Below are 20,198 nucleotides of genomic sequence, written 5' to 3'. Positions count from 1 at the left end.
CTGGTATGACAACATTTCCCGAGGGAGTCTTGCATTTTGACTACGCTAATAACACTCAATATTCGTTTATAGAAAAGCTATATTACTTTTGTCCCAACCTCTTTTTGTTGGTTAATGAAAAGTTCACTGAAAGATGATTATGGCTGAAAATTATTTGAGCATATGATCAATGAAATCAAACTTAATCAAAAAACAAGTTTAGCAGGAATTAAAACCGGGTAACTAGAAATAGAAAGTGTACGAGCAAAAGTGGGTAAAAGTTCTTAGTAACATGTTAATGGTCATTTAGGGGTGGATAATATTAACTATTCCGACAAATTATGAGGATTTTCTATTATAAATAAGAATAATAGATGTATTAAGAGGATAATAATTTTTAAGCTTAAAACATAGAGTTATAGAAAAGATATTTAGGTTTTATTCGCCTATACCGAGTTTGTGCTCAGTTACATTTTTTAGATATTATGAAATAGACAAGGCATGAGTATTTTTCAAAACACGAATTTAAATAGGGCATTAAGCCCACCCGGCTCAGAGGGGAGGACCAAAGTGAAGATTCTTAAGCAGATCTTTAATAAAGTAGATTATGCTTTTATGAAACTGGAAGAGTTCATTTTAAGCTTTGCGATTATTCTAATTGCAATTATGATTGTTGGTAACGTTATTGCACGTGAAGTTTTCAGTTCTGGTGCATTCTACTTCGCCTATGAAGTAAGTAAATTTGCAATAGTCATTGCTACTTTTATGGGAATTGGTTATGCAGCAAGAAAAGGAAGACATATCAGTATGTCAGCTTTTTATGATTTTGCACCGCTTAAAGTACGTAAAGTCATGATGATTACGATTAACTTCGTGACAGCGATTGTCATGTTTGTAATGGCTTATTATACATATCACTTCGTCATGTTCGAGTATGAGACAGGGGCGATCACAACGTCATTACAACTTCCTCGTTATTTAATGGCTGTTTTCCTACCGATTGGATTTTTTACAGCTGGTGTTCAGTTCTTACGTAACACGTTCATTAACTTTACGAAAAAGGCGAAAGATAAAGTCTATCTTGGTACGGATTCAGTTGATTATAACGATGAAAAAGACAAAGAAGTTAAACTGGAGGATATTTCTTCCGTATAACAAAGAAAAAGTGGAGAGGACAATAGTATGTTAACTACCTTAATAACTATTATGGTCATATTCTTACTGTTGAACTTCCCAATGATGATCCCTCTTATCTTGGGGCCATTGATCATCATGTTAGTTTATAATTCAACAGTAACGATGGACCTATTAATGGGGCAACTTCTAACAGGTATTGAATCTCCAGTGTTATTATGTGTACCGCTATTTATTTTTGCGGCAGACATAATGACGGCTGGTAAAACGTCTGAACGTTTACTTGATTTTGTTGGTGCTTTCGTTGGACATATTCGTGGTGGTTACGCCGTCACAACAGCAGCATCGTGTACGATGTTCGGTGCTATATCTGGTTCGACTCAGGCGACCGTTGTTGCCATTGGACGTCCAATGAGAGATCGCTTATTAAAAGTTGGTTATAAAGATTCAAGTGCAATGGCATTAATCATTAATTCCAGTGACGTTGCGCTATTAATTCCACCTAGTATTGGAATGATTATTTACGCCTTAGCGGCGGGTTCTGGTGTATCTGTAGGGGATTTATTTATTGCAGGTATTATTCCAGGAATTATTGTCTTTTTAGCATTTGCAATTTACAGTATCGTTTACGCTAAGGTTAAAGATATTCCGCTAGCAAAGAAGGTTTCTTGGAAAGAAAGGTTTAAGTTTTTTAGAAAAGCATTATTACCACTTGGTTTCCCAATTGTTATTGTTGGGGGGATCTATAAAGGTTATTTCACACCAGTTGAAGCATCTGGTATCTCAGTACTTTATGCATTAATTTTAGAGGTGTTGATTTATAGAACGATACCAATTAAAAAAATTCCTGGTATTGCATTATCAACCGGGTTAGTGACATCAGCCGTATTTATTCTAGTTGCTGGGGGACAATTGTTTACATGGGTATTAGGTTACGCCCAGATTCCGCAGCAAATTACTGAGGCTGTTTTAGGGTCTGATCCGAGTGCACTTTATGTGTTAATTATTGTAAGTGTATTTTTCTTTATCGGCTGTATGTTTGTCGATCCGATTGTCGTTATTTTAATCTTAACGCCAATTTTTGTGCCAGCTGCTCAAGCGGCAGGAGTAGATTTGATCCACCTTGGAATAATTGTCACATTCCAGGCGGCATTAGGGTCAGCGACACCACCATTTGGGGTCGATATATTCACAGCTAGTGCGGTGTTTAAGAAACCATATTGGGAAGTCATTAAGAGTACACCGCCATACATCGCTATGTTATTAGCGATTGGAGCATTGTTAATTTTCTTCCCAGAACTATCATTAATGTTAGTTGATTAAGTGATAAAGTGTGTTTATACAACACTTTAAATAAATCTTTAAAAATCATTAGGGGGTAATGATCATTTTTAACAAGAAATTTTTAGTATTGTTAATTGCAATCCTTTCACTAGGCTTATTCTTAGCAGCTTGTGGTGGAGGAGATAGTGAAGAGAGTACCGGTGGCGAAGAAGCTAACGGCGGAGAAGAGTCAAGTGAAGAGTCAGAAGGTGAATCAAGTGAAGGCTCTGGCGAAGGTGAATTCGAGGAGCAAGAATGGCGTTTCGTAACTGAAGAACTTCAAGGTGAGGTTCAGTATGAATATGCAGCTGAATTTGCTAAGCGCATCGAAGAAAAAACAAACGGTGCGATTAAGGTTGAAGCTTTAGAATATGGTGCATTAGGTAGTGAGGTTGACCAAGCCCAGTTACTTCAACAGGGCGGTGTTGAAATGGCAGTTATGTCACCAGGTTTCACAGGTGGTCAAGTGCCAGATGGACAAATTTTCTCACTACACTACTTCTTCCCGGCAGACCCGGCTAAAACTCAAGAAGTATTAACGAATAGTGAAGCGTTAAACAAAGATTTACGTGCTAAGTATGAAGAGCATAACATTACACCACTCGCTTTCTGGACTGAAGGTTCTATGGCATGGACGAGTAATGTTGGTATTGAAAAACCTTCTGATTGGGAAGGCCTAAACATGCGCGTTCAAGAGTCACCATTAATGCGTGAGTCGTATGACGCTTATGGAGCAACAGTTCAATCTCTAAGCTGGGGTGAATTATACACAGCATTAGACCGTGAAACAGTTGATGCACAAGAAAACCCATTATTCTTCATTGAATCAGCTAGTTTCCATGAGGTTCAAGATACAATCACGATTTCAAACCACAACAACTACGTTGCGATGACAACTGTTAACACTGGCTGGTATAATGGATTATCAGACAAAGAGAAAACATTAATCGATGAAACAGTTACAGAAATGCAAGATTGGGTATTTGAAGAGCAAAAACGTCAAAACGAAGCAGGGCTTGAAGCAATTAAGTCAGATGAAGAATATGATACAAAAGTCATCGAACTTACTGAAGACCAAATTGCAGAATTCAAGAAAGTTGCAGAACCTGTACATGAGTACTATCGTAATGAAGTAAAAGGTATTGATCCTGAGTTATACGATAAGCTTAAGAAAGAAATTGAAGAAATCTCAGGTGAATAATGATCATAAACGCATCGCTGTTTAAGCGGTGCGTTTATTTATTAAATAAGTTGACTTTTTCAATTCTATTCACGTATAATTATTTTACAAACATATACTCCAAAGGGGAGTAGCTTGAGACATTATAGTCGTCATTTCGAGGCATGACCTCCGGCTATGATGGCAACGTGAACTTGTTGTAAGCGAGACCTTTACGTACACAGAAGTTGCGTAAAGGTTTTTTATATGACCAAGCCTTTATCGCAATTTCGCGGTAAAGGCTTTTTTAATTAACAAATAAGTTTACCTATGAAGATAAGTGGTATCTAGTAAAGGTGACACTTTTAACCTGTAAAACTGATTTAAAATTTATTGTATAAAAAGCCTATGTTTGTAATCAAACTACAAAGGTAAGGGAGCGATCGTAACATGGATGCAGGATTATTACTTGAATATGGATGGGTATTATTAGTACTAATTGGTCTAGAAGGAATTTTAGCAGCCGATAACGCACTTGTATTAGCCATAATGGTTAAACATTTACCTGAAAAACAACGGAAAAAGGCTTTATTCTATGGATTATTTGGTGCATTTGTCCTTAGGGTTGGATCGTTATTCATTATTTCGTTCTTAGTCGATGTATGGCAGGTTCAAGCACTAGGTTCTATTTATCTACTTTATATCGCAGTTAACCATCTTGTGAAAAAGAAACTTAAGAAAAACAAAGAAAAAACACCTGAAGAAGCGGATGCAAAGCGTGATTCAAAAGGTTCAGGTTTCTGGATGACTGTTGTAAAAGTTGAATTCGCAGATATTGCTTTCGCGGTAGATTCGATTTTAGCAGCCGTTGCACTTGCTATGGCGTTACCATCAACACCACTTCCTCAAATCGGAGGAATGGACGGTGGTAAATTCATCGTCGTATTACTTGGTGGGTTAATTGGGGTCGTCATTATGCGTTTTGCTGCAACAGTTTTCGTTAAGTTACTTAAGAAGCGCCCAGGATTAGAAACAGCTGCGTTCTTAATCGTAGGTTGGGTAGGGATTAAATTATTAGTCATTACATTGTCCCACGAGGATATCGGTTTAATCCCATATGACTTTGCGCACTCAACAGCTTGGAAGTTAACCTTCTATGCCGTGTTAGTAGCGATCGCAGCTATCGGTTGGTTTACATCTAAACAAGAAGATGTGGATGAGGATGAATTAAATCAATTGAATCACTAAGCTAAATAAACTCAGCTAAAGTATAAAAACTTTGGCTGAGTTTTTTATTGAGCGCATAACTTCGTTGTATGCTCGTATTTATATGTGTTTGTTTGCATTTTTGAGCCAACTGTTCGCATACCATAGCGAGCTGTTCGTATTTAGAACCAAACTGTCCGTATTTTCATATGAATTGTCCGCATCTCGAAGCAAAGTGTCTGCATTTTTATATGAACTGTCCATATCTCGAAGGAAACTGTCCGCATCACATGAGAAAAATGATTGATATTTTTATAAAAAGATCATGTAGCAACTGGAAGACATAGTAGAAAGGAGTCTCTCAAATCCCCCTTTTAAGATGATCCTTTCATAATAGTCAGACTATACAGCAGTCAGTTCTTTTTACTAAAAAGCCCTCATATACTATTACAACGACTGATGCTACGGGGGGCCATATATGATAAGAAAATATTATTTAGGTGGTACGACCGCAAAAGGCTATTATCGTTTTTATGATGATTTAATTCATAATCTTGATCAGGTTTTGTTTATTGAAGGTGGGTTTACATCCATCATTCACCCAGCGTTAGAACAGCTAACAAAAGAGTGCGCGAGCCATAGTGAATTAGGGTGTGTTTATAATCACATTGAGCCAGACCAGCTTGAAGCAGTCGTGATTCCTGACCGCAACCTTGCAGTTATTGACCGGTCTAAGGCTAATGTGAAGCGCCTAGCTTATCCCAAACTATTAGAAAACGTCATTTACATTGGAGAAGGTTATGATTACGACCTTTTAAAACGAAATCAAAAGCATTTAATTCAAGCAAGAACAGATATTCAGGAATTATATCAAAAAGCGATTCATCAATTTAAAACAGCGCATGATTATCATGAAGAGGTTGAAAAGATTTATATTAAGTATCTAAACATTGATAAGGCAAATCGTGAAACTGACAAACTGAAGCAGTCGATCTTTAATGCGACTAAACTAAATAAATCAGCCTCAATCGTTCATCGTTACTTAGGAGCTGCAACACCTCAAGGGCCGACTGACTTTGTGCTTGATTTAACATCAGATGTAGAGAAAAGGATTTTTATAAAAGGTCGATCTGGCACAGGTAAGTCTACGATGCTTAAAAAGTTAGTCAAAGAAGCAATAGACCGCGGAATTGATACGGAAGTCTATCATTGTGGATTTGACCCCGAAAGTTTAGATATGGTGATTTTCAGAGAACTCGGTGTTGCGATATTTGATGCAACAGCACCTCATGAGCACGAGCCTCAGCGTACTGGAGATGAGATTTTTGATGTGTATGAGTTGTTTGTTGATGGGGCGCCAGACGACAAACATTTGGAAGATATTTTAAGTTTAAAAAATAATTATAAAATGCAAACGAAGCAAGCGACTGAGTATTTAAAGCAAATACAAGATCGTCAGCGCACCTTTGAAGCCATCTACAAGGATGCATTAGATGAAGGGTTTATGCAAGGAGTCGCAGCTCGGATCCACAATTGGGTGGATTGCTAGAAACAATGTTACCAGTCTATTAAGGCTGGTTTTATTTTTTTACAAAGAGGATTGACATTAGCCCAATTTCTGTTTAAAGTAAATCTTGAGTAAACTTATAGGAATTATTAAATATATTATTAAAAAGGAGGAGATTGTATGTTAACGATTGTAAATATCGCGATTATGCTCGCATTAATAATAGTATTATTCCAGATGCAAAAGAAGCATGTCTCATTTAGTAAGAGAGTTTTTACTGGTTTAGGATTAGGAATCTTATTAGGGATTTTCATGCAAGTAACCTATGGAAGTGATAGTAGCGTTGTATCAACGACAACTGATTGGTATTCATTAGTTGGTTCCGGTTATATACGTCTATTAATGATGATTGTCATTCCACTTGTGATGGTGTCGATCATTAAAGCCATCACAAATTTAGAAAAAACATCTCAACTTGGTAAAATGTCTGCTTGGATTATCGGGATTTTAGTTGGTACGGCTATGGTTGCAGCAGTAATCGGGGTTGGAACGTCAGTTGCGTTTGATTTAAATGCCGATCAAATTGAAGCGGGTCAATCTGAACAAGAACGTGGATCTTACTTAGAAGAGCGTTTAGGTGACGTTGAAAGTATGTCGACCCCGCAGCGTATTTTAGAGTTTATCCCGACAAATCCATTTCAAGATATGACAGGTGACCGTGCAACATCTACGATTGCGGTTGTCATTTTTTCAGCGTTCATAGGGATAGCCGTATTAGGACTTAGAAGGAAAAAGCCAGAGCACGCTGAATTCTTCACTAAAATGATCGATGCTGTTTACAGTGTTGTGATGAGAATCGTAACGTTAGTATTACGATTAACGCCATACGGTATTTTAGGGTTAATGGCGAATACAGTTGCTCGAACAGATGTTGGCGGTATTATTGAGTTATCAAAATTTGTGTTGGCATCTTACGTAGCGCTGCTCGTCATGTTTGTGATTCATTTAATCATGGTCAGTTTCTCTGGTTTAAATCCAATCACTTATTTGAAAAAAGTACTGCCTGTACTCGGTTTTGCCTTTACGTCACGCTCTAGTGCAGGAACGATCCCGCTCAATATTCAAACGCAGAAAAATAACCTTGGTGTTCCAGATGGTGTAGCGGATATGTCAGCGTCATTTGGCGCTACGATTGGTCAAAATGGCTGTGCTGGAATTTACCCTGCCATGCTTGCAGTGATGATCGCACCTACTGTTGGTATTAACCCGTTAGAACCGACATTTTTGTTAATGTTAGTTCTCGTGATTGGTATTAGCTCATTTGGAGTTGCCGGTGTTGGCGGTGGAGCGACATTTGCAGCACTCATTGTCTTGTCAGCCATGGATCTGCCTGTCTATTTAGCGGGTTTACTCATTTCGATTGAACCGTTAATTGATATGGGTCGAACAGCGCTTAACGTAAATGGTGCAATGACATCCGGTACAATCACCTCTAGAATCCTCGGTACACTGAATAAAGAACGTTATAATAACCCAGATGCGAATGAAATAGACTTATCTGAAGTATCCTAATCAAGAGGTGGCCTTTATGGTCACCTCTAAATATTTGCGAAAAAACTTTTTTTAAATTTGGAAATATGAAATAATAGAGGAAAAGCAAACGAGGAGTGTCTAAATGATTCCAACAAAAGAACAATTAACCAAGTATGCTAACTTAACCATTCAAAAAGGGGTTAACATTCAAAAAGGGCAAGCACTATCGATCAATGCACCCATTGAGGCGCGTGAGTTTGTGCATTACGTTGTTGAAGCCGCTTACAATGCTGGGGCAGAAGGAGTGCGTGTGAACTGGTCTGACGAAGTGTTAACAAGGAAAAGCTATGAAAAAGAGCCTTTACATATTCTAGAGGACGTTCCAGAATGGCTAGTTGAAAAACAACTCAGTCATGTTAAAGAAGGTGGTGCAATCTTAACGATTTATGCACCAAACCCTGATTTACTAGAGGGCATTGATGCTGAACGTGTGGCCAAAGCTACTAAAGCAAAAAGCCAAGCGTTAAGCGAATACAAGACATATATTATGAATGACCGAGTTCAGTGGTCAATCGTATCTGTCCCAACGGATAAATGGGCGAAGAAGATTTTCCCTAACAAAGATGTGGATGAAGCGGTCACGTCACTATGGGAACAAATTTTCTCAATCGTAAGAGTTGATCAGGAAGACCCAATTGCAGCATGGAAAGAACACAACAACACATTATACTCTATTCGCGATTATTTAAACGAAAAACAATATGAAGCTTTAGAATATCAATCTGAAGGAACGAATATGACGGTTAAACTTCCAAAAGACCATATCTGGGCCGGCGGCGGTGCTGTAGCAGAGACAAATGGTGCGGAGTTTAACCCTAATATGCCAACTGAGGAAGTATACACTGCACCTCATCGTGAAGGTATTAATGGAACAGTTACAAATACGAAGCCGCTTAATTATAACGGTAACTTAATTGATGGCTTTACATTAACGTTTGAAAATGGCAAAGTCGTTGATTACAAAGCTGAACAAGGTGAAGAAACGCTTAAGCATTTGCTAGAAACAGATGAAGGAGCAACACGTATCGGTGAAATTGCGTTAGTTCCTCATTCATCACCTATTTCACAATCAGAGTTAATTTTTTACAACACGTTATATGATGAGAACGCATCTTGCCACATGGCGCTAGGTGAAGCATATCCAACTAACGTGAAGGATGGCGAGAAAATGTCTCAAGATGAGCTCAAAGAGAAAGGAATCAACACCAGTCTTGTACACGAAGACTTTATGATTGGTTCGGCTGATTTAACCGTTTATGGTGTCACTAAGAATGGACAAAAAGAACCGATCATCGAAAACGGTGATTGGGCAATCGTTTAAACTTGAAAGGGTGAGATGAATCTCATCCTTTCTCAATATTATATAGAATTAGAAAGCTGGTATGGTAATGAAGTTAGTCGGGAAATTAATTAAATGGCATCGTAACAAGCAAAAGATCACGCAAGAGCAACTGGCTGAAGGCATCTGCTCAATGACCCAGTTAAGCAAGATTGAAAATGGACAAGTTCAAGTAAATGAAGAACTACTAGTCGAAATCGCTAATAGACTCAACATACCAGAAGAAAAATTAGTCGCTCCAATTGATCAAGAGCACTACCAAATGGCTGAACAGCTTATAACAGCGATTCATGAGTATGACATTCCAACAGCGCAAGAGCTGGAGGCTAAACTTGTTAATAAGAGGCATGACCTTCTTCATTATGATTTGGACTTCTTATGTTTATTAGCAAGGTTTGGTTATATGTTATTAATGAAGCGACTATCTGAGGCGGATCAGTTATATGAAACAATTATGAATTATGATGAGATTTTTGAAGAAACGGCTCCGTATAGTTTTCATAAGTTTATTGGTGACTACTTAATTAATAAGTGTTTGTTTTTTGATGCGAAAAGCCATCTTCATAAGGCTGAGCGTTTACTACCGGATCAAGAAGACCCCGAATTATACGTTTTAATTGCGGTTGCTAATAGTCATTTAGAAAATGTGCTAACTTCCAATCAGTATGCGAGACGAGCTCTTCGAATATTTCAGGAGAAGTTATACTATTCTAGAATAATAGAATGTGAGATTATATTAGCTTCCAATTATACGTTTGTAAATGAATATCAGCAAGCTAAAGAGCAACTAGAGCGAATTGAATCACTTATAGACCATAAGTTTGAGAAACATTCTAAAGTTAAAATTAACTTTCATTTAAGTTTAATCAACGCTATGCAGAACAACTACGGTGAGGCAATTCAGTTGCTAAAAGAAAATTTAGAAACGGATGTCAATGAAACGGAATTAATGCATTCGAGATACTTGCTAGCTCATACCTATTATATTACTGATCGATTTGATGAAGCATTAGAGTTAATAGAGACAGGACGAACGTTAGCACAAGCACATCAATTAAACTACTATTTGATTAAATTTAAATCGCTTAAACTCGTGATTGAAAAGAAATCAGAAGATCTGGTAGATTTTCTAAATAAAAGTGCTCTTCCTTTTTTTAAAGTAACTGGACAGGCATTTGACTTAAGGTATTACTATCAATTACTCGGTTATACGCTTTATAATATGAAAAAATATAAGCGTGCGGCTGAAGTATTAATGGTAGCTGATGAACAGCGCCGACGATTTTTGGAATACAATATAGATAAAAAGTAACCTTTTCGCAATGAAAATTTAAAATTTTCAAAAAATACCCTTCACAAATAAATTACTTTATGGTTATAATAAAATTGGTTGTATTCTTCAGCAGGGTATACATATGTCATCACGACATAGAATAGTTAGTGGGGATCTATTTTTGATAGATATGGGGAGGAGCAAGTAATGCTGAAGTATAATGGATTTGTTGACAAGTTTGAAACTAGACTTGGAAGAGGTCTTTGCCCAAAAGAGAAAGATTTCGTGAATTGGGTATGGAAAAAACACAAAGGTGAAGTACATGTAAAGAAATAAAATAGGTGCGCTGCATGTTGCGGTGTGACTTAGTTTCAAACTCGCTTTTTTAGCGAGTTTTTTGTTTCTTATTATGCAAATATGTTTTTTATTAGAGTTGTGCGTTAATACGTTAAAATTTTACTTTGTTGATAGCGTTAACATGTGCTATAGTTAAAAAAATAAAAAAAGTAGGCAGGTGAGTCAGCTTGAATCAAAATCAGGATCAATGGAAAACCAGGCTAGGGTTTATGCTAGCCGCAATGGGTTCAGCTGTGGGGTTAGGTAATATTTGGCGTTTCCCATATATAACAGGTGAGCTAGGAGGAGCGACATTTTTAATAGTCTATCTAGCTTTCGTTTTCTTAATAGGTATACCTTTATTATTAAATGAATTTAGTATTGGTAAAGCGGGTCAGAAAGACGCTGTTGGTTCCTTTAAGAACCTAGCACCAAACACGAAATGGCACTGGACTGGATTTATGGGAGTCATTGGCGGTATTTTAATATTAAGCTTCTATAGTGTGGTTGCAGGATGGTCTTTATTCTATTTATATAAATATTTAACAGGTTCATATTGGACAGAACCAGACGGCGGATTTGGGCAAGTGTTTAATGATTGGATTACGAATCCGTTAATGCCGCTGTTTTGGCAGGCACTATTCTTAGGATTAACATTATTTATCGTTGTGCGCGGCGTCAAAGGTGGTATTGAAAAAGCTAATGCGTTACTCATGCCAATTCTAGCGATTTTAATGATTTTTATGGCAGGATACGTACTAACACTAGATGGAGCATTAGAAGGCTTGCAGTTCTTATTCACACCTGATTGGTCACAATTAAATAATCCTAAGCTATATTTAACAGCGCTTGGTCAAGCGTTCTTCTCACTTAGTATAGGTGTATCAGGCATGTTGACGTATGCGAGTTATCTAAAATCAAAAGATAAACTACCTGGAGCGGCGATTGGGGTTGGGGTCATGGATACCGTTTTTGCCGTGATTGCTGGTATTATGATCTTCCCAGCTGTATTTAGCTTTGGCTTAGAGGTAAGTTCTGGTCCGCCGTTAGTATTTATTACATTACCAAGCATTTTTGCAAGTATGCCATTAGGAAATATCGTTGCGATTGTATTTTTCGTTTTATTATCGTTAGCAGCATTATCGTCAGCGATTTCGTTATTAGAGTTACCAGTATCATTCTTCAAACGTACGGTAGGTATGTCACGTAAAGCAGCTACTTATCTGTGTACGACGATTATTTTCGTGATAGGGATCGCTTCTTCATTAGGTTTTGGAATTTGGAGTGGCGTAACAATTGGCGACCAAAACATCTTAGGTATGGTTGACTTCTTTACGGCAAACTTCGTATTACCATTTGGAGCCGTGTTAATGGCGATTTTTGTAGGATGGTACTTAGACCGTGAACAAGCGAAACGAAATAGTGAAATTGAAAATCCAGTCATGTTTAATATTTGGTACGGTATTGTGAAATATCTCGTTCCAATTGTTATGATTGCGCTGGTCATTGCCAATGTATTCGGATACACTGCGTAATTAAGAGGACCGTGTTATACTAATGGTGAGTATAATCTAGGAGGAAACAGAGATGACCGTATCTTATCATGCGATTATCCGTCAATTAAAAAAAGAACTCAATCAACTTGATGAAGAGACTCCTCATGAGCATGTCATTGCAAAAATGCATGCAGTGAAATCATTAGCTGATGTCGTGATTAATTCATATGAAGATATCGAGGAAAAACCTGAAGTATCTAAAGTGATTACGGCAAAACACGCGCCAGACATGACAGATGCTGAGGCGAAAATGATGGGGATTCAAAAGAATACAAAACAACCAGAACGTAGTTTGTTGGATGAAGATGATGCGAACGGTGAATCGATTTTCGATTTCTAGCAAAAAGGGGATAGAACATGAAAGCACTATTACTCATCGGAGTCATAAACGGATTTCTCGCAGTAGCGCTTGGAGCATTCGGCGCTCATGGTTTAGAAAGTAAGCTAAGTGAAAAAATGATGAGTACCTGGGAGAAAGCAGTACAATATCAAATGTTCCACACACTAGCCATTTTCATCGCAGGCATGATGATGTTACGCTTCGACCATTCGATGTTAGCATCAGCAGGGTGGACATTTTTACTTGGAATCATTTTATTCTCAGGTAGTCTTTACATTTACTCATTAAGCGGTATTAAAACATTTGCTATGATCACCCCAATTGGTGGCGTGGCATTTCTCGTTGGATGGGTATTACTCGGAATAAGCATTATGAAAGTAGTAGGTTAAGAGGCTGATGATTCAGCCTCTTTTTATATTGGTTTTTTGGATCCAACTCGCCGTGAGGGTGTGAAAACTCTGAATGTCGTTAGGCGAGCTCCTAACGTCAATAGAAACATGTCCAACCTAAATTGGGAGTACCTGAATGTCAATAGGGACGTCAATTAAAATTAGGGGGCGAAATTAACAATAAACATAACTAGATTTGTCACCAAAAAAGTGTTTCAATAATACTAGTCCAGACAACATAGAGGAGGAAGCACAATGAATCATCAAGCGTTATATAATGAAAAACTTAAAACTGCAGAAGAAGCGGTTCAATATATTCAGCCTGAGACGGATTTAATGACACCTATTCTTTGCGGGGAACCAGATGCTTTAATCAAACAACTTGAAAACTATGATGGCCTAAATAATAACCGCTATTACATGATGTTCACCCCACGTGAAGTCATCGATGTTGATCCAGATCGATTAAAAGTCATTAGTATGTTTATGGGCGCATCAGAGCGTCAAGCGTTTAAAGAAGGAAGAATTGATTTACTTCCCAACCACTTTTCGGATGTTCCGAACCTGCTAAAGCAAGAGGCTAGAAAACCAGTCGTGCTGGCTACTGTATCCCCGATGGACGAAAATGGCTATTTTTCAATGGGAACAAACGCAGATCATATTATCTCTATGGTTAAAGAGGCAGATACCATCCTATTAGAAGTGAATAAGTATATGCCAAGGACTTTTGGTGATAATCAAATTCACATTTCAGAAGTGACGGCATTAATCGAACATCATCAACCATTACCTGAGGCGCCAGAATCCAAACTTTCTGAGAAAGATCAAATAATTGGAGATCACGTGGCGAGTCTTATTAAAAACGGTGATACGCTTCAGATTGGTTATGGTTCAATCCCGAATGCCATCATTGATAACTTAAAAGATTATCGTAATTTGAGTGTTCATACGGAAATGATCCCAGAGAAAATTATTGAGCTTTATAAAAGTGGTGCAGTGACCAATGAAAATAATCCGTTTAAAAAGGGTAAAATGACAGCTACGTTTGCTTTTGGCTCACAAGCCTTATATGATTTCATGCACGAAAATGAAGACATTTATATGATGCCGGTCAGTCAGACGAACAATGCTTGTCTACTAAAAGATATTAATGATTTAGTAACAGTTAATGCTGGGGTCGAGGTTGACTTTATGGGACAAGTTAACTCTGAGAAAGTAGGAGACCTCTATTTTTCATCAACCGGAGGTCAGTCTGATTTCCAGACTGCAGCACGTCTAAATGAAAACGGAAGAGCAATTATATGTTTACATTCGACAGCTAAAAATGATGAAGTCTCAAAAATAATTCCGACGTTAAAACCAAATACACCAATTTCGACGCATAAGAATGATGTTGATTATATTGTAACGGAATATGGAATTGCAAGACTTAGAGGTAAAACGATCCGCGAACGAACAAAAGCTTTAATTGAGATTGCTCATCCAAAGTTTAGAGAAGAGTTAACCCATGAAGCAACAAAATTAGGTTATTTATAATAGGCATAAAAGGACCGAGCAGCTGCTCGGTCCTTCTTTATATAAATACTATTCAATTTTAAACTTAGTTAACTGCTGATTAAGCTCGTTAATCATGCTCTTCAGCTGATTAGCTTCATGCTTTAACTGCTCGAAGGCATGTTGCTGTTCTTCAGCAGAAGCTGAAATTTCCTCAGTACCAGCTGCAGTTTGTTCCGTAATGGCACTAATGTTTTGAATAGAAGAGGTTACTTGCAAACTTTGTTCTTTGGACTCTTTCATATCATGAGCTAGATCTGTTAATCGTTGATAGATAGAGTCAACATGTTCCCTGATATCTTTAAAGGACTCCTCTGAATCATTGAGAGACTCATGTTGTTTTTGTGTTAATTGTACTGTTTCGTTCATTTCTTGCTCAATAATCGATACGCCCGACTTAATTTGATCGACCATGGAGGATATTTCGCTTGTTGCACTAGTCGATTGTTCGGCTAGTTTTCTAACTTCATCTGCAACAACTGCGAACCCTTTCCCGTGCTCACCAGCCCGTGCGGCTTCAATGGCTGCATTTAAGGCTAGTAAATTGGTTTGTTCTGAGATGTCATTCACAATTTTAATTGTACTTTCAATTTCTTCTGTGTACTGAATAAAATTACTAACGGATTGTTCAACATTTTGAATAGAGTGATTGTGTTGATCCATAACAGTGCGCTGATCTTGAATGGCAGTTTGTCCATTTTTAACTGACGAAAGAGCTTGCGTTGACTGATCAGATGCGTGCTGGCTCTCAGTCGTATTTCGCTCAAACTGATGGTTCATTCTTTCAATTAATCCGGCAACATCTTGGATATCATTTGAAATAGACTGGCTTCCCTCGGCAAGTTCATCTGTTGAACTCGAAACTTGCCCAGTAGATTCAGACAATCCTTCCATCTCATGATTTAGCTTGTTACTAAAGTCATTTACATTATTACCGATTTTTTGAACGGATTGAAGTGTAGATGTTAAGTTATAAATCATCGCTTTAAAGGCTTGTTTTAACTGATCCACTTCATCTTTTGCCTCATCAGGTGCATCAATCTCTATAGTGAGATCACCTTCTGCAACTTGAGTTGCTTGATTTGATAAGTTTCTAATTGGTTTGGCAATGCGTGATGTTAACCTGTAAGTAGCTAAAACTGATAAACCAATTAAAATAACAGCTGCAATTACAGCAAAAATAATAAGATTTTGAATCGCGTTTTGTTGAGCACTAATTTTTGCATCGTACCAAGCTTGAGCTTCACGCTGAAGCATATAAATATCATTTAAAATGCCGGCCGTTCTAGACGACTGTCTTTGAACTTCATTTAAGTCCTCGGATTCAAGTGCATTAACGGTAACCTGTTCCCAGTCGTTAAATTTGTTTAATGCTTGATTAAACCATGATTTCTGTTCATCTGTTTGAATCATCGGCTTTATGTTTGAGATAGATTCTTTGGTTGTTTCAACTTGAGATAAAGCCTTTTGTCTTGACGCTTCAGAAGGGTTGTAACTATATGTATCAAGCGTTTGTTCAACCGAAATTAATTGACTGTTAAGTTCCTTTACTTCTAGCAAATACTCAACATCTTCATTTGAAGAACTTTCAAAACTTAGCATCTGGAATACAATATAAGAAATTAATACAAGACTTAGTAAAAGAGGGATCAAAGTCATCGTATATAATCGTTTGCTAATACTCATTGGTTCACCTCCTGATCAATTCGTTGTTGCTGTGACTGAGTCAGTTCAATCAAGCGAATTGGCGCTAGTCCAACGCCGTTTTCTTCAATACCTAATTCAATATGTTCTCCAGTTAATTGTTCGTCATTAACTAGTCTTTTCATAATATCGTATAACGCAATATTTACATTTTTCATCATCGATGTAACGACTGCATCTTCTGCTACAAAGTACTGATCACTATCAACCCCAAAGGCATAGATTCCTTGTTTTTCGGCTTCTTTTAAAGTTCCAACGCCAGTAAAACCTGCTGCGTGAAAGACATAATCAGCATCTTTATTGACCATTTCTCTTGTCAATTTAGCCCCAAGTGCATCATCGTCGAATGTTTCTGCATATTCTACCAGCACTTCAGCATCTTTATTGACAGCTTGAACGCCTTCTTTAAACCCGCGCTCAAACTTCTTCACAACCTCAATTCGTTCCCCGCCAATAAATCCAACGACATTGGATTTAGTTCTCATACCAGCGATGAGTCCAATTAAATAACTTCCTTCATCCTCTTTGAAGGTAATTGAGGTCACGTTATCTTTATCAGATACGGCATCAATTAAAACAAATTGCTGTTCTGGATACTCTTCGGCTAATTGTTCCATTGCAGCCTGTGCGTTATAACTGAGCCCCATAATAACGTCATGATCCTGGGTTATGAGCTCTTCCATCTGAGCAACAAAATCACCTTCAAAAGGTTCGCGGTAATCAAACGTGACCCCCAACTCATCTCTTGCTTGCTCTAATCCTTGAAAGGCAGAGTCACTAAACGAGTCATCTCCTAGACCACTTTCTGTGACGACGAGCCCAGCACTAATCTCCTTATCAGTCTTCTGACTATTGTCTTCACTGCACCCTGACATAACGATGGCTATACCAATAAGTACAATGACTAAAAATTGTTTCATATCTTCACTCCTAACTTTCTTTCTTGTTGCGATAAATTATTATATCGACATAAAATGACAACTTTTAACACTTGAATAAAAAGACTGAATAGGAGTTTTATTCAAAAAATTATAGAAAACGTCATGGCTTTATAAACAGCTCGCTTTATGGCAAAATAGATTTAGATTGAGTTTGGAGGAGGTTTCTCTCATGAATTCGTTTGATGATAAAAATGAAAAGAAAAGTAATCAGTTTACGATTATGAAAGATGACCCGATTGATGGTCACCCTGGATATAGTGGCGGTGGGGCTATTAGTTTAGAGAATATGTCACCACTGGTTGTCGACCCGAACGAAGATAAGGTTTGGGTAGATATGGGAGCGATGCACGCAAGAAGTGAAGTTGAGAAACGGATTAAGTTCGTAACGGAAAAAGAAGAGGTTCCAAATGGTAAGCCTTATTGGATTGTATGGGTCACAGTTGAACGCGGTGAGGAAGGACCTTATTATCATGGTGTGGCAGCAAGCTATTTAGAAGTCGACCGTGAAGCGCGCCGTGGGTATAAAATTTTAGCCGAGCATGTCAATCGAATGGATAAATCACTAAAAGGTCGTATTGTCGTTGATCAAATGGATGATCATTCGAAAACATTATTAGGCGATTTCTTAAAAGAATTTAACGAAGATTATTGGAAAAATGCAGCGGATGAATTAAAACAAGCGTTCGTTTAATTTTGAATGAATTGTGAACATTAATCTTTTACATTGTAAGTTTTATAAATCCTTTGTAAAATATAGATAAACATGGGTTTTATAGCACATGTTTATTAGGACAAATAAAAGGGGCTGGCCACTAATGGCTAGCCCCTTTTATTTTTTACTCACTACATACTTCTTTTGGTTGAGTCCCTTTAATGTAGTACATCATAACAGATCTGTCTTCACATGCTGGACCTTCTAATTTACCAGAGATCGGATCGACCTTCAGCCCTACAACACCTGTTGGAACATTGAAGGTTTGTGTTGGTAAACCAGCATGAAGCTGGCTCATATATTTAGCCCACACCTGTTTAGACACTCTAAAGTCTTGAACTTTAGTCATTTCACGGTGATCATCGTATCCTGTCCAAACTGCTGTGGTGTACTCAGGCGTAAAACCAATCATCCAACTATCAAAATCGGTACTTCCTGATTTCCCGGCATATTGATGGCCTTGAATAATAGGAGCAACATTGGCACCCGTTGCTCTCATGTAGTCTGTAAATTTGTCATTAAACATTCCTGTCAGCATGTGCGTAAGAACGAATGCATGATTCTCCTCTAACAATCGCTTTGGTGTCTCGGCTTGGTGCTGGTAAACGATATTACCGTCTCGGTCAACGATTTTTTCAATGACATAGGGTTTTACCGACCAGCCTTGATTTGCCAAAACACTGTACGCTTTTGTCATCTCGAGTGGTGAGAGGTATCCTGTACCAATTGCGATAGACGGGACGGCTTTTAAGTCTGCTTCAATTCCAAATGCACGTGCGGCTTCAACGATGTTCTCAGGTCCTATCTCCATGGCTGTTTTAATCGCATATATATTATCAGACACGGCAAGCGCCTGCGCGAGCGTGACGGGTCTGTTTGCGAAATCACCTGCATTACCTGGCGTATATGTTTCATCGTTTTCTAATGTAAATGTTGTCTCACGGCTCTCAACAAGTGTTGAAGGTGTAAACCCATAAACGAGCGCTGCGTAATATAAAAAGGCTTTAAATGTCGAACCTGTCATACGTTCTGCTTGAGTGACGCGATTATATGGCGTCTGGTCGAAATCCCTTCCGCCTTGCATGGCTACTATTTTACTTGAACGAGGATCAATAGTAACGGCTCCGATTTGTAGTTCTTCGGAGTCTTCAGGCAATTCTTGTTTAATCGTATCCTCTAGTTTCTTTTGAGCATCTTGATTAATCGTCGTATATATTTGATAACCTTGAGTGTCGATGGCTTGGCGGTCAATTCCTAATATGTTAGATGCTTGATCCATTGCATAATCCTGAAAGTACTTACCAACTTCAGGTTCTTGTTCGGATGCTGCTGCAACAAAATTTAATTCTTCTTGTTTCGCTCTCGTCATCGTTGTTTCAGTAATTTTCCCTGTTTCATGCATGCGTTCCAAGATCCAATGCTGACGTTCGGTTGCATTTTCTAAGGATGTAAGTGGCGAATAGACAGAAGGCCCTTTTGGAATTGCGGCAAGTAACGCTGACTCTTCTAACGTAAGGTCACTTGCCTCTTTGTCAAAATAATATTGACTAGCTGCCTGAATCCCGTACTGTCCATGACCAAAATAAATAGTATTTAAATAACCTTCTAGTATGTCATCTTTATCTTGAAAAATTTCAAGCCTTAAAGCAATTAAGGCTTCGTTAATTTTACGTTCCCATGTCTTTTGGTTTGTTAAAAAGACGTTTCTAGCGTATTGCTGCGTGATGGTACTTGCGCCTTGCCGCTTTTCCATCGCTAAAACGTTATGATAGATCGCGCTAAAAATTCGCTTGAAATCAAAGCCGATGTGTTTATAAAAATGCTCATCCTCTGCGGCTATAAAAGCGTCAATCACGTAAGGAGACACATCATCGAGCTCCACCCAAAACCGGTTTTGGACGCCGTGTTCAACGGAGAGAACTTGGCCATCTTGATCATATAAAACCGTATTTTCATCTAGTTTAATTTCAGGTGGACCTTGAAAAATAGAATACACAAGAATCACTGCTCCAGTTGAAACAGCAAAGATTAATGCGAATATGCTCCATGTAAGTATTTTTCTAATCATAAGCACGTCTCCTGTCGTAAGGCTAGTTGCTTTTACTAGTATGTAAAAATTGGCATGAATTTAAACGTAGAACTCTTCTAATATA

17 protein-coding genes are annotated in these 20,198 nt (G+C 38.0%); 14 read left to right on the top strand and 3 right to left on the bottom strand.

Annotated elements, in window-relative coordinates; all coding sequences use genetic code 11:
- Window positions 1–549 precede the first annotated feature (549 nt).
- From ACFSW4_RS00590 to ACFSW4_RS00530, 13 genes are all read left to right on the top strand, one after another.
- Window positions 550–1,134, top strand: a complete 585-nt coding sequence (locus tag ACFSW4_RS00590) for a TRAP transporter small permease (RefSeq protein WP_377326786.1) — start codon at window positions 550–552, stop codon at window positions 1,132–1,134.
- 27 nt (window positions 1,135–1,161) lie between these two features.
- On the top strand, window positions 1,162–2,436 hold the full coding sequence (locus ACFSW4_RS00585; RefSeq protein WP_377326784.1) for a TRAP transporter large permease: 1,275 nt from the start codon (window positions 1,162–1,164) through the stop codon (window positions 2,434–2,436).
- A gap of 58 nt (window positions 2,437–2,494) precedes the next feature.
- Window positions 2,495–3,637 carry a TRAP transporter substrate-binding protein DctP gene (gene dctP / locus ACFSW4_RS00580; protein WP_377326782.1) on the top strand — a complete coding sequence of 381 codons (1,143 nt, stop codon included), beginning with the start codon at window positions 2,495–2,497 and terminating at the stop codon, window positions 3,635–3,637.
- Window positions 3,638–4,045: 408 nt separating this feature from the next.
- Window positions 4,046–4,843, top strand: a complete 798-nt coding sequence (locus ACFSW4_RS00575; RefSeq protein WP_377326780.1) for a TerC family protein — start codon at window positions 4,046–4,048, stop codon at window positions 4,841–4,843.
- Window positions 4,844–5,279: 436 nt separating this feature from the next.
- Window positions 5,280–6,350: a hypothetical protein gene (locus ACFSW4_RS00570; RefSeq protein ID WP_377326778.1), complete on the top strand. Its 1,071-nt coding sequence runs from the start codon at window positions 5,280–5,282 to the stop codon at window positions 6,348–6,350.
- Between the two features lie 138 nt (window positions 6,351–6,488).
- On the top strand, window positions 6,489–7,880 hold the full coding sequence (locus ACFSW4_RS00565; RefSeq protein WP_054755019.1) for an L-cystine transporter: 1,392 nt from the start codon (window positions 6,489–6,491) through the stop codon (window positions 7,878–7,880).
- Between the two features lie 103 nt (window positions 7,881–7,983).
- Window positions 7,984–9,222, top strand: coding sequence for an aminopeptidase (locus ACFSW4_RS00560; RefSeq protein ID WP_377326776.1), 1,239 nt, complete (start codon window positions 7,984–7,986; stop codon window positions 9,220–9,222).
- Window positions 9,223–9,289: 67 nt separating this feature from the next.
- Window positions 9,290–10,552, top strand: a complete 1,263-nt coding sequence (locus ACFSW4_RS00555) for a helix-turn-helix domain-containing protein (RefSeq protein WP_377326774.1) — start codon at window positions 9,290–9,292, stop codon at window positions 10,550–10,552.
- A 168-nt stretch (window positions 10,553–10,720) separates the two neighbouring features.
- Window positions 10,721–10,849 (top strand): hypothetical protein, encoded by a 129-nt coding sequence (locus tag ACFSW4_RS00550; protein ID WP_279401859.1) that lies wholly within the window; start codon window positions 10,721–10,723, stop codon window positions 10,847–10,849.
- Between the two features lie 188 nt (window positions 10,850–11,037).
- Window positions 11,038–12,384: a sodium-dependent transporter gene (locus ACFSW4_RS00545; protein ID WP_377326771.1), complete on the top strand. Its 1,347-nt coding sequence runs from the start codon at window positions 11,038–11,040 to the stop codon at window positions 12,382–12,384.
- A 52-nt stretch (window positions 12,385–12,436) separates the two neighbouring features.
- Complete coding sequence (locus ACFSW4_RS00540) at window positions 12,437–12,745, top strand: DUF5327 family protein (protein WP_377326769.1); 309 nt, start codon at window positions 12,437–12,439, stop codon at window positions 12,743–12,745.
- A 17-nt stretch (window positions 12,746–12,762) separates the two neighbouring features.
- Window positions 12,763–13,134: a DUF423 domain-containing protein gene (locus tag ACFSW4_RS00535; RefSeq protein ID WP_377326767.1), complete on the top strand. Its 372-nt coding sequence runs from the start codon at window positions 12,763–12,765 to the stop codon at window positions 13,132–13,134.
- A gap of 255 nt (window positions 13,135–13,389) precedes the next feature.
- On the top strand, window positions 13,390–14,670 hold the full coding sequence (locus ACFSW4_RS00530; RefSeq protein WP_377326766.1) for an acetyl-CoA hydrolase/transferase family protein: 1,281 nt from the start codon (window positions 13,390–13,392) through the stop codon (window positions 14,668–14,670).
- Between the two features lie 48 nt (window positions 14,671–14,718).
- On the opposite strand, the gene ACFSW4_RS00525 is transcribed toward ACFSW4_RS00530, so the two are convergent.
- Both ACFSW4_RS00525 and ACFSW4_RS00520 read right to left on the bottom strand, forming a co-directional pair.
- Window positions 14,719–16,374 (bottom strand): methyl-accepting chemotaxis protein, encoded by a 1,656-nt coding sequence (locus ACFSW4_RS00525; protein ID WP_054754588.1) that lies wholly within the window; start codon window positions 16,372–16,374, stop codon window positions 14,719–14,721.
- Entirely contained in the window at window positions 16,371–17,312 is a 942-nt protein-coding gene (locus tag ACFSW4_RS00520) for a BMP family lipoprotein (RefSeq protein WP_054754587.1), read from the bottom strand. Before ACFSW4_RS00520 ends, ACFSW4_RS00525 begins: the two co-directional genes overlap by 4 nt.
- A gap of 190 nt (window positions 17,313–17,502) precedes the next feature.
- Here ACFSW4_RS00520 and ACFSW4_RS00515 point away from each other — a divergent pair, with 190 nt between their 5' ends.
- Window positions 17,503–18,024 carry a YwhD family protein gene (locus ACFSW4_RS00515; RefSeq protein ID WP_054754586.1) on the top strand — a complete coding sequence of 174 codons (522 nt, stop codon included), beginning with the start codon at window positions 17,503–17,505 and terminating at the stop codon, window positions 18,022–18,024.
- A gap of 145 nt (window positions 18,025–18,169) precedes the next feature.
- Here ACFSW4_RS00515 and ACFSW4_RS00510 read toward each other — a convergent pair whose 3' ends face one another.
- Window positions 18,170–20,113: a transglycosylase domain-containing protein gene (locus tag ACFSW4_RS00510; RefSeq protein WP_377326763.1), complete on the bottom strand. Its 1,944-nt coding sequence runs from the start codon at window positions 20,111–20,113 to the stop codon at window positions 18,170–18,172.
- Between the last annotated feature and the right edge of the window lie 85 nt (window positions 20,114–20,198).

This window comes from Piscibacillus salipiscarius, assembly GCF_042685285.1.
Taxonomy (GTDB): Bacteria; Bacillota; Bacilli; order Bacillales; family Alkalibacillaceae; genus Piscibacillus; species Piscibacillus salipiscarius.
Note: the sequence above shows the minus strand (reverse complement) of the source record. Positions and strands in the feature narration are given on the sequence as shown.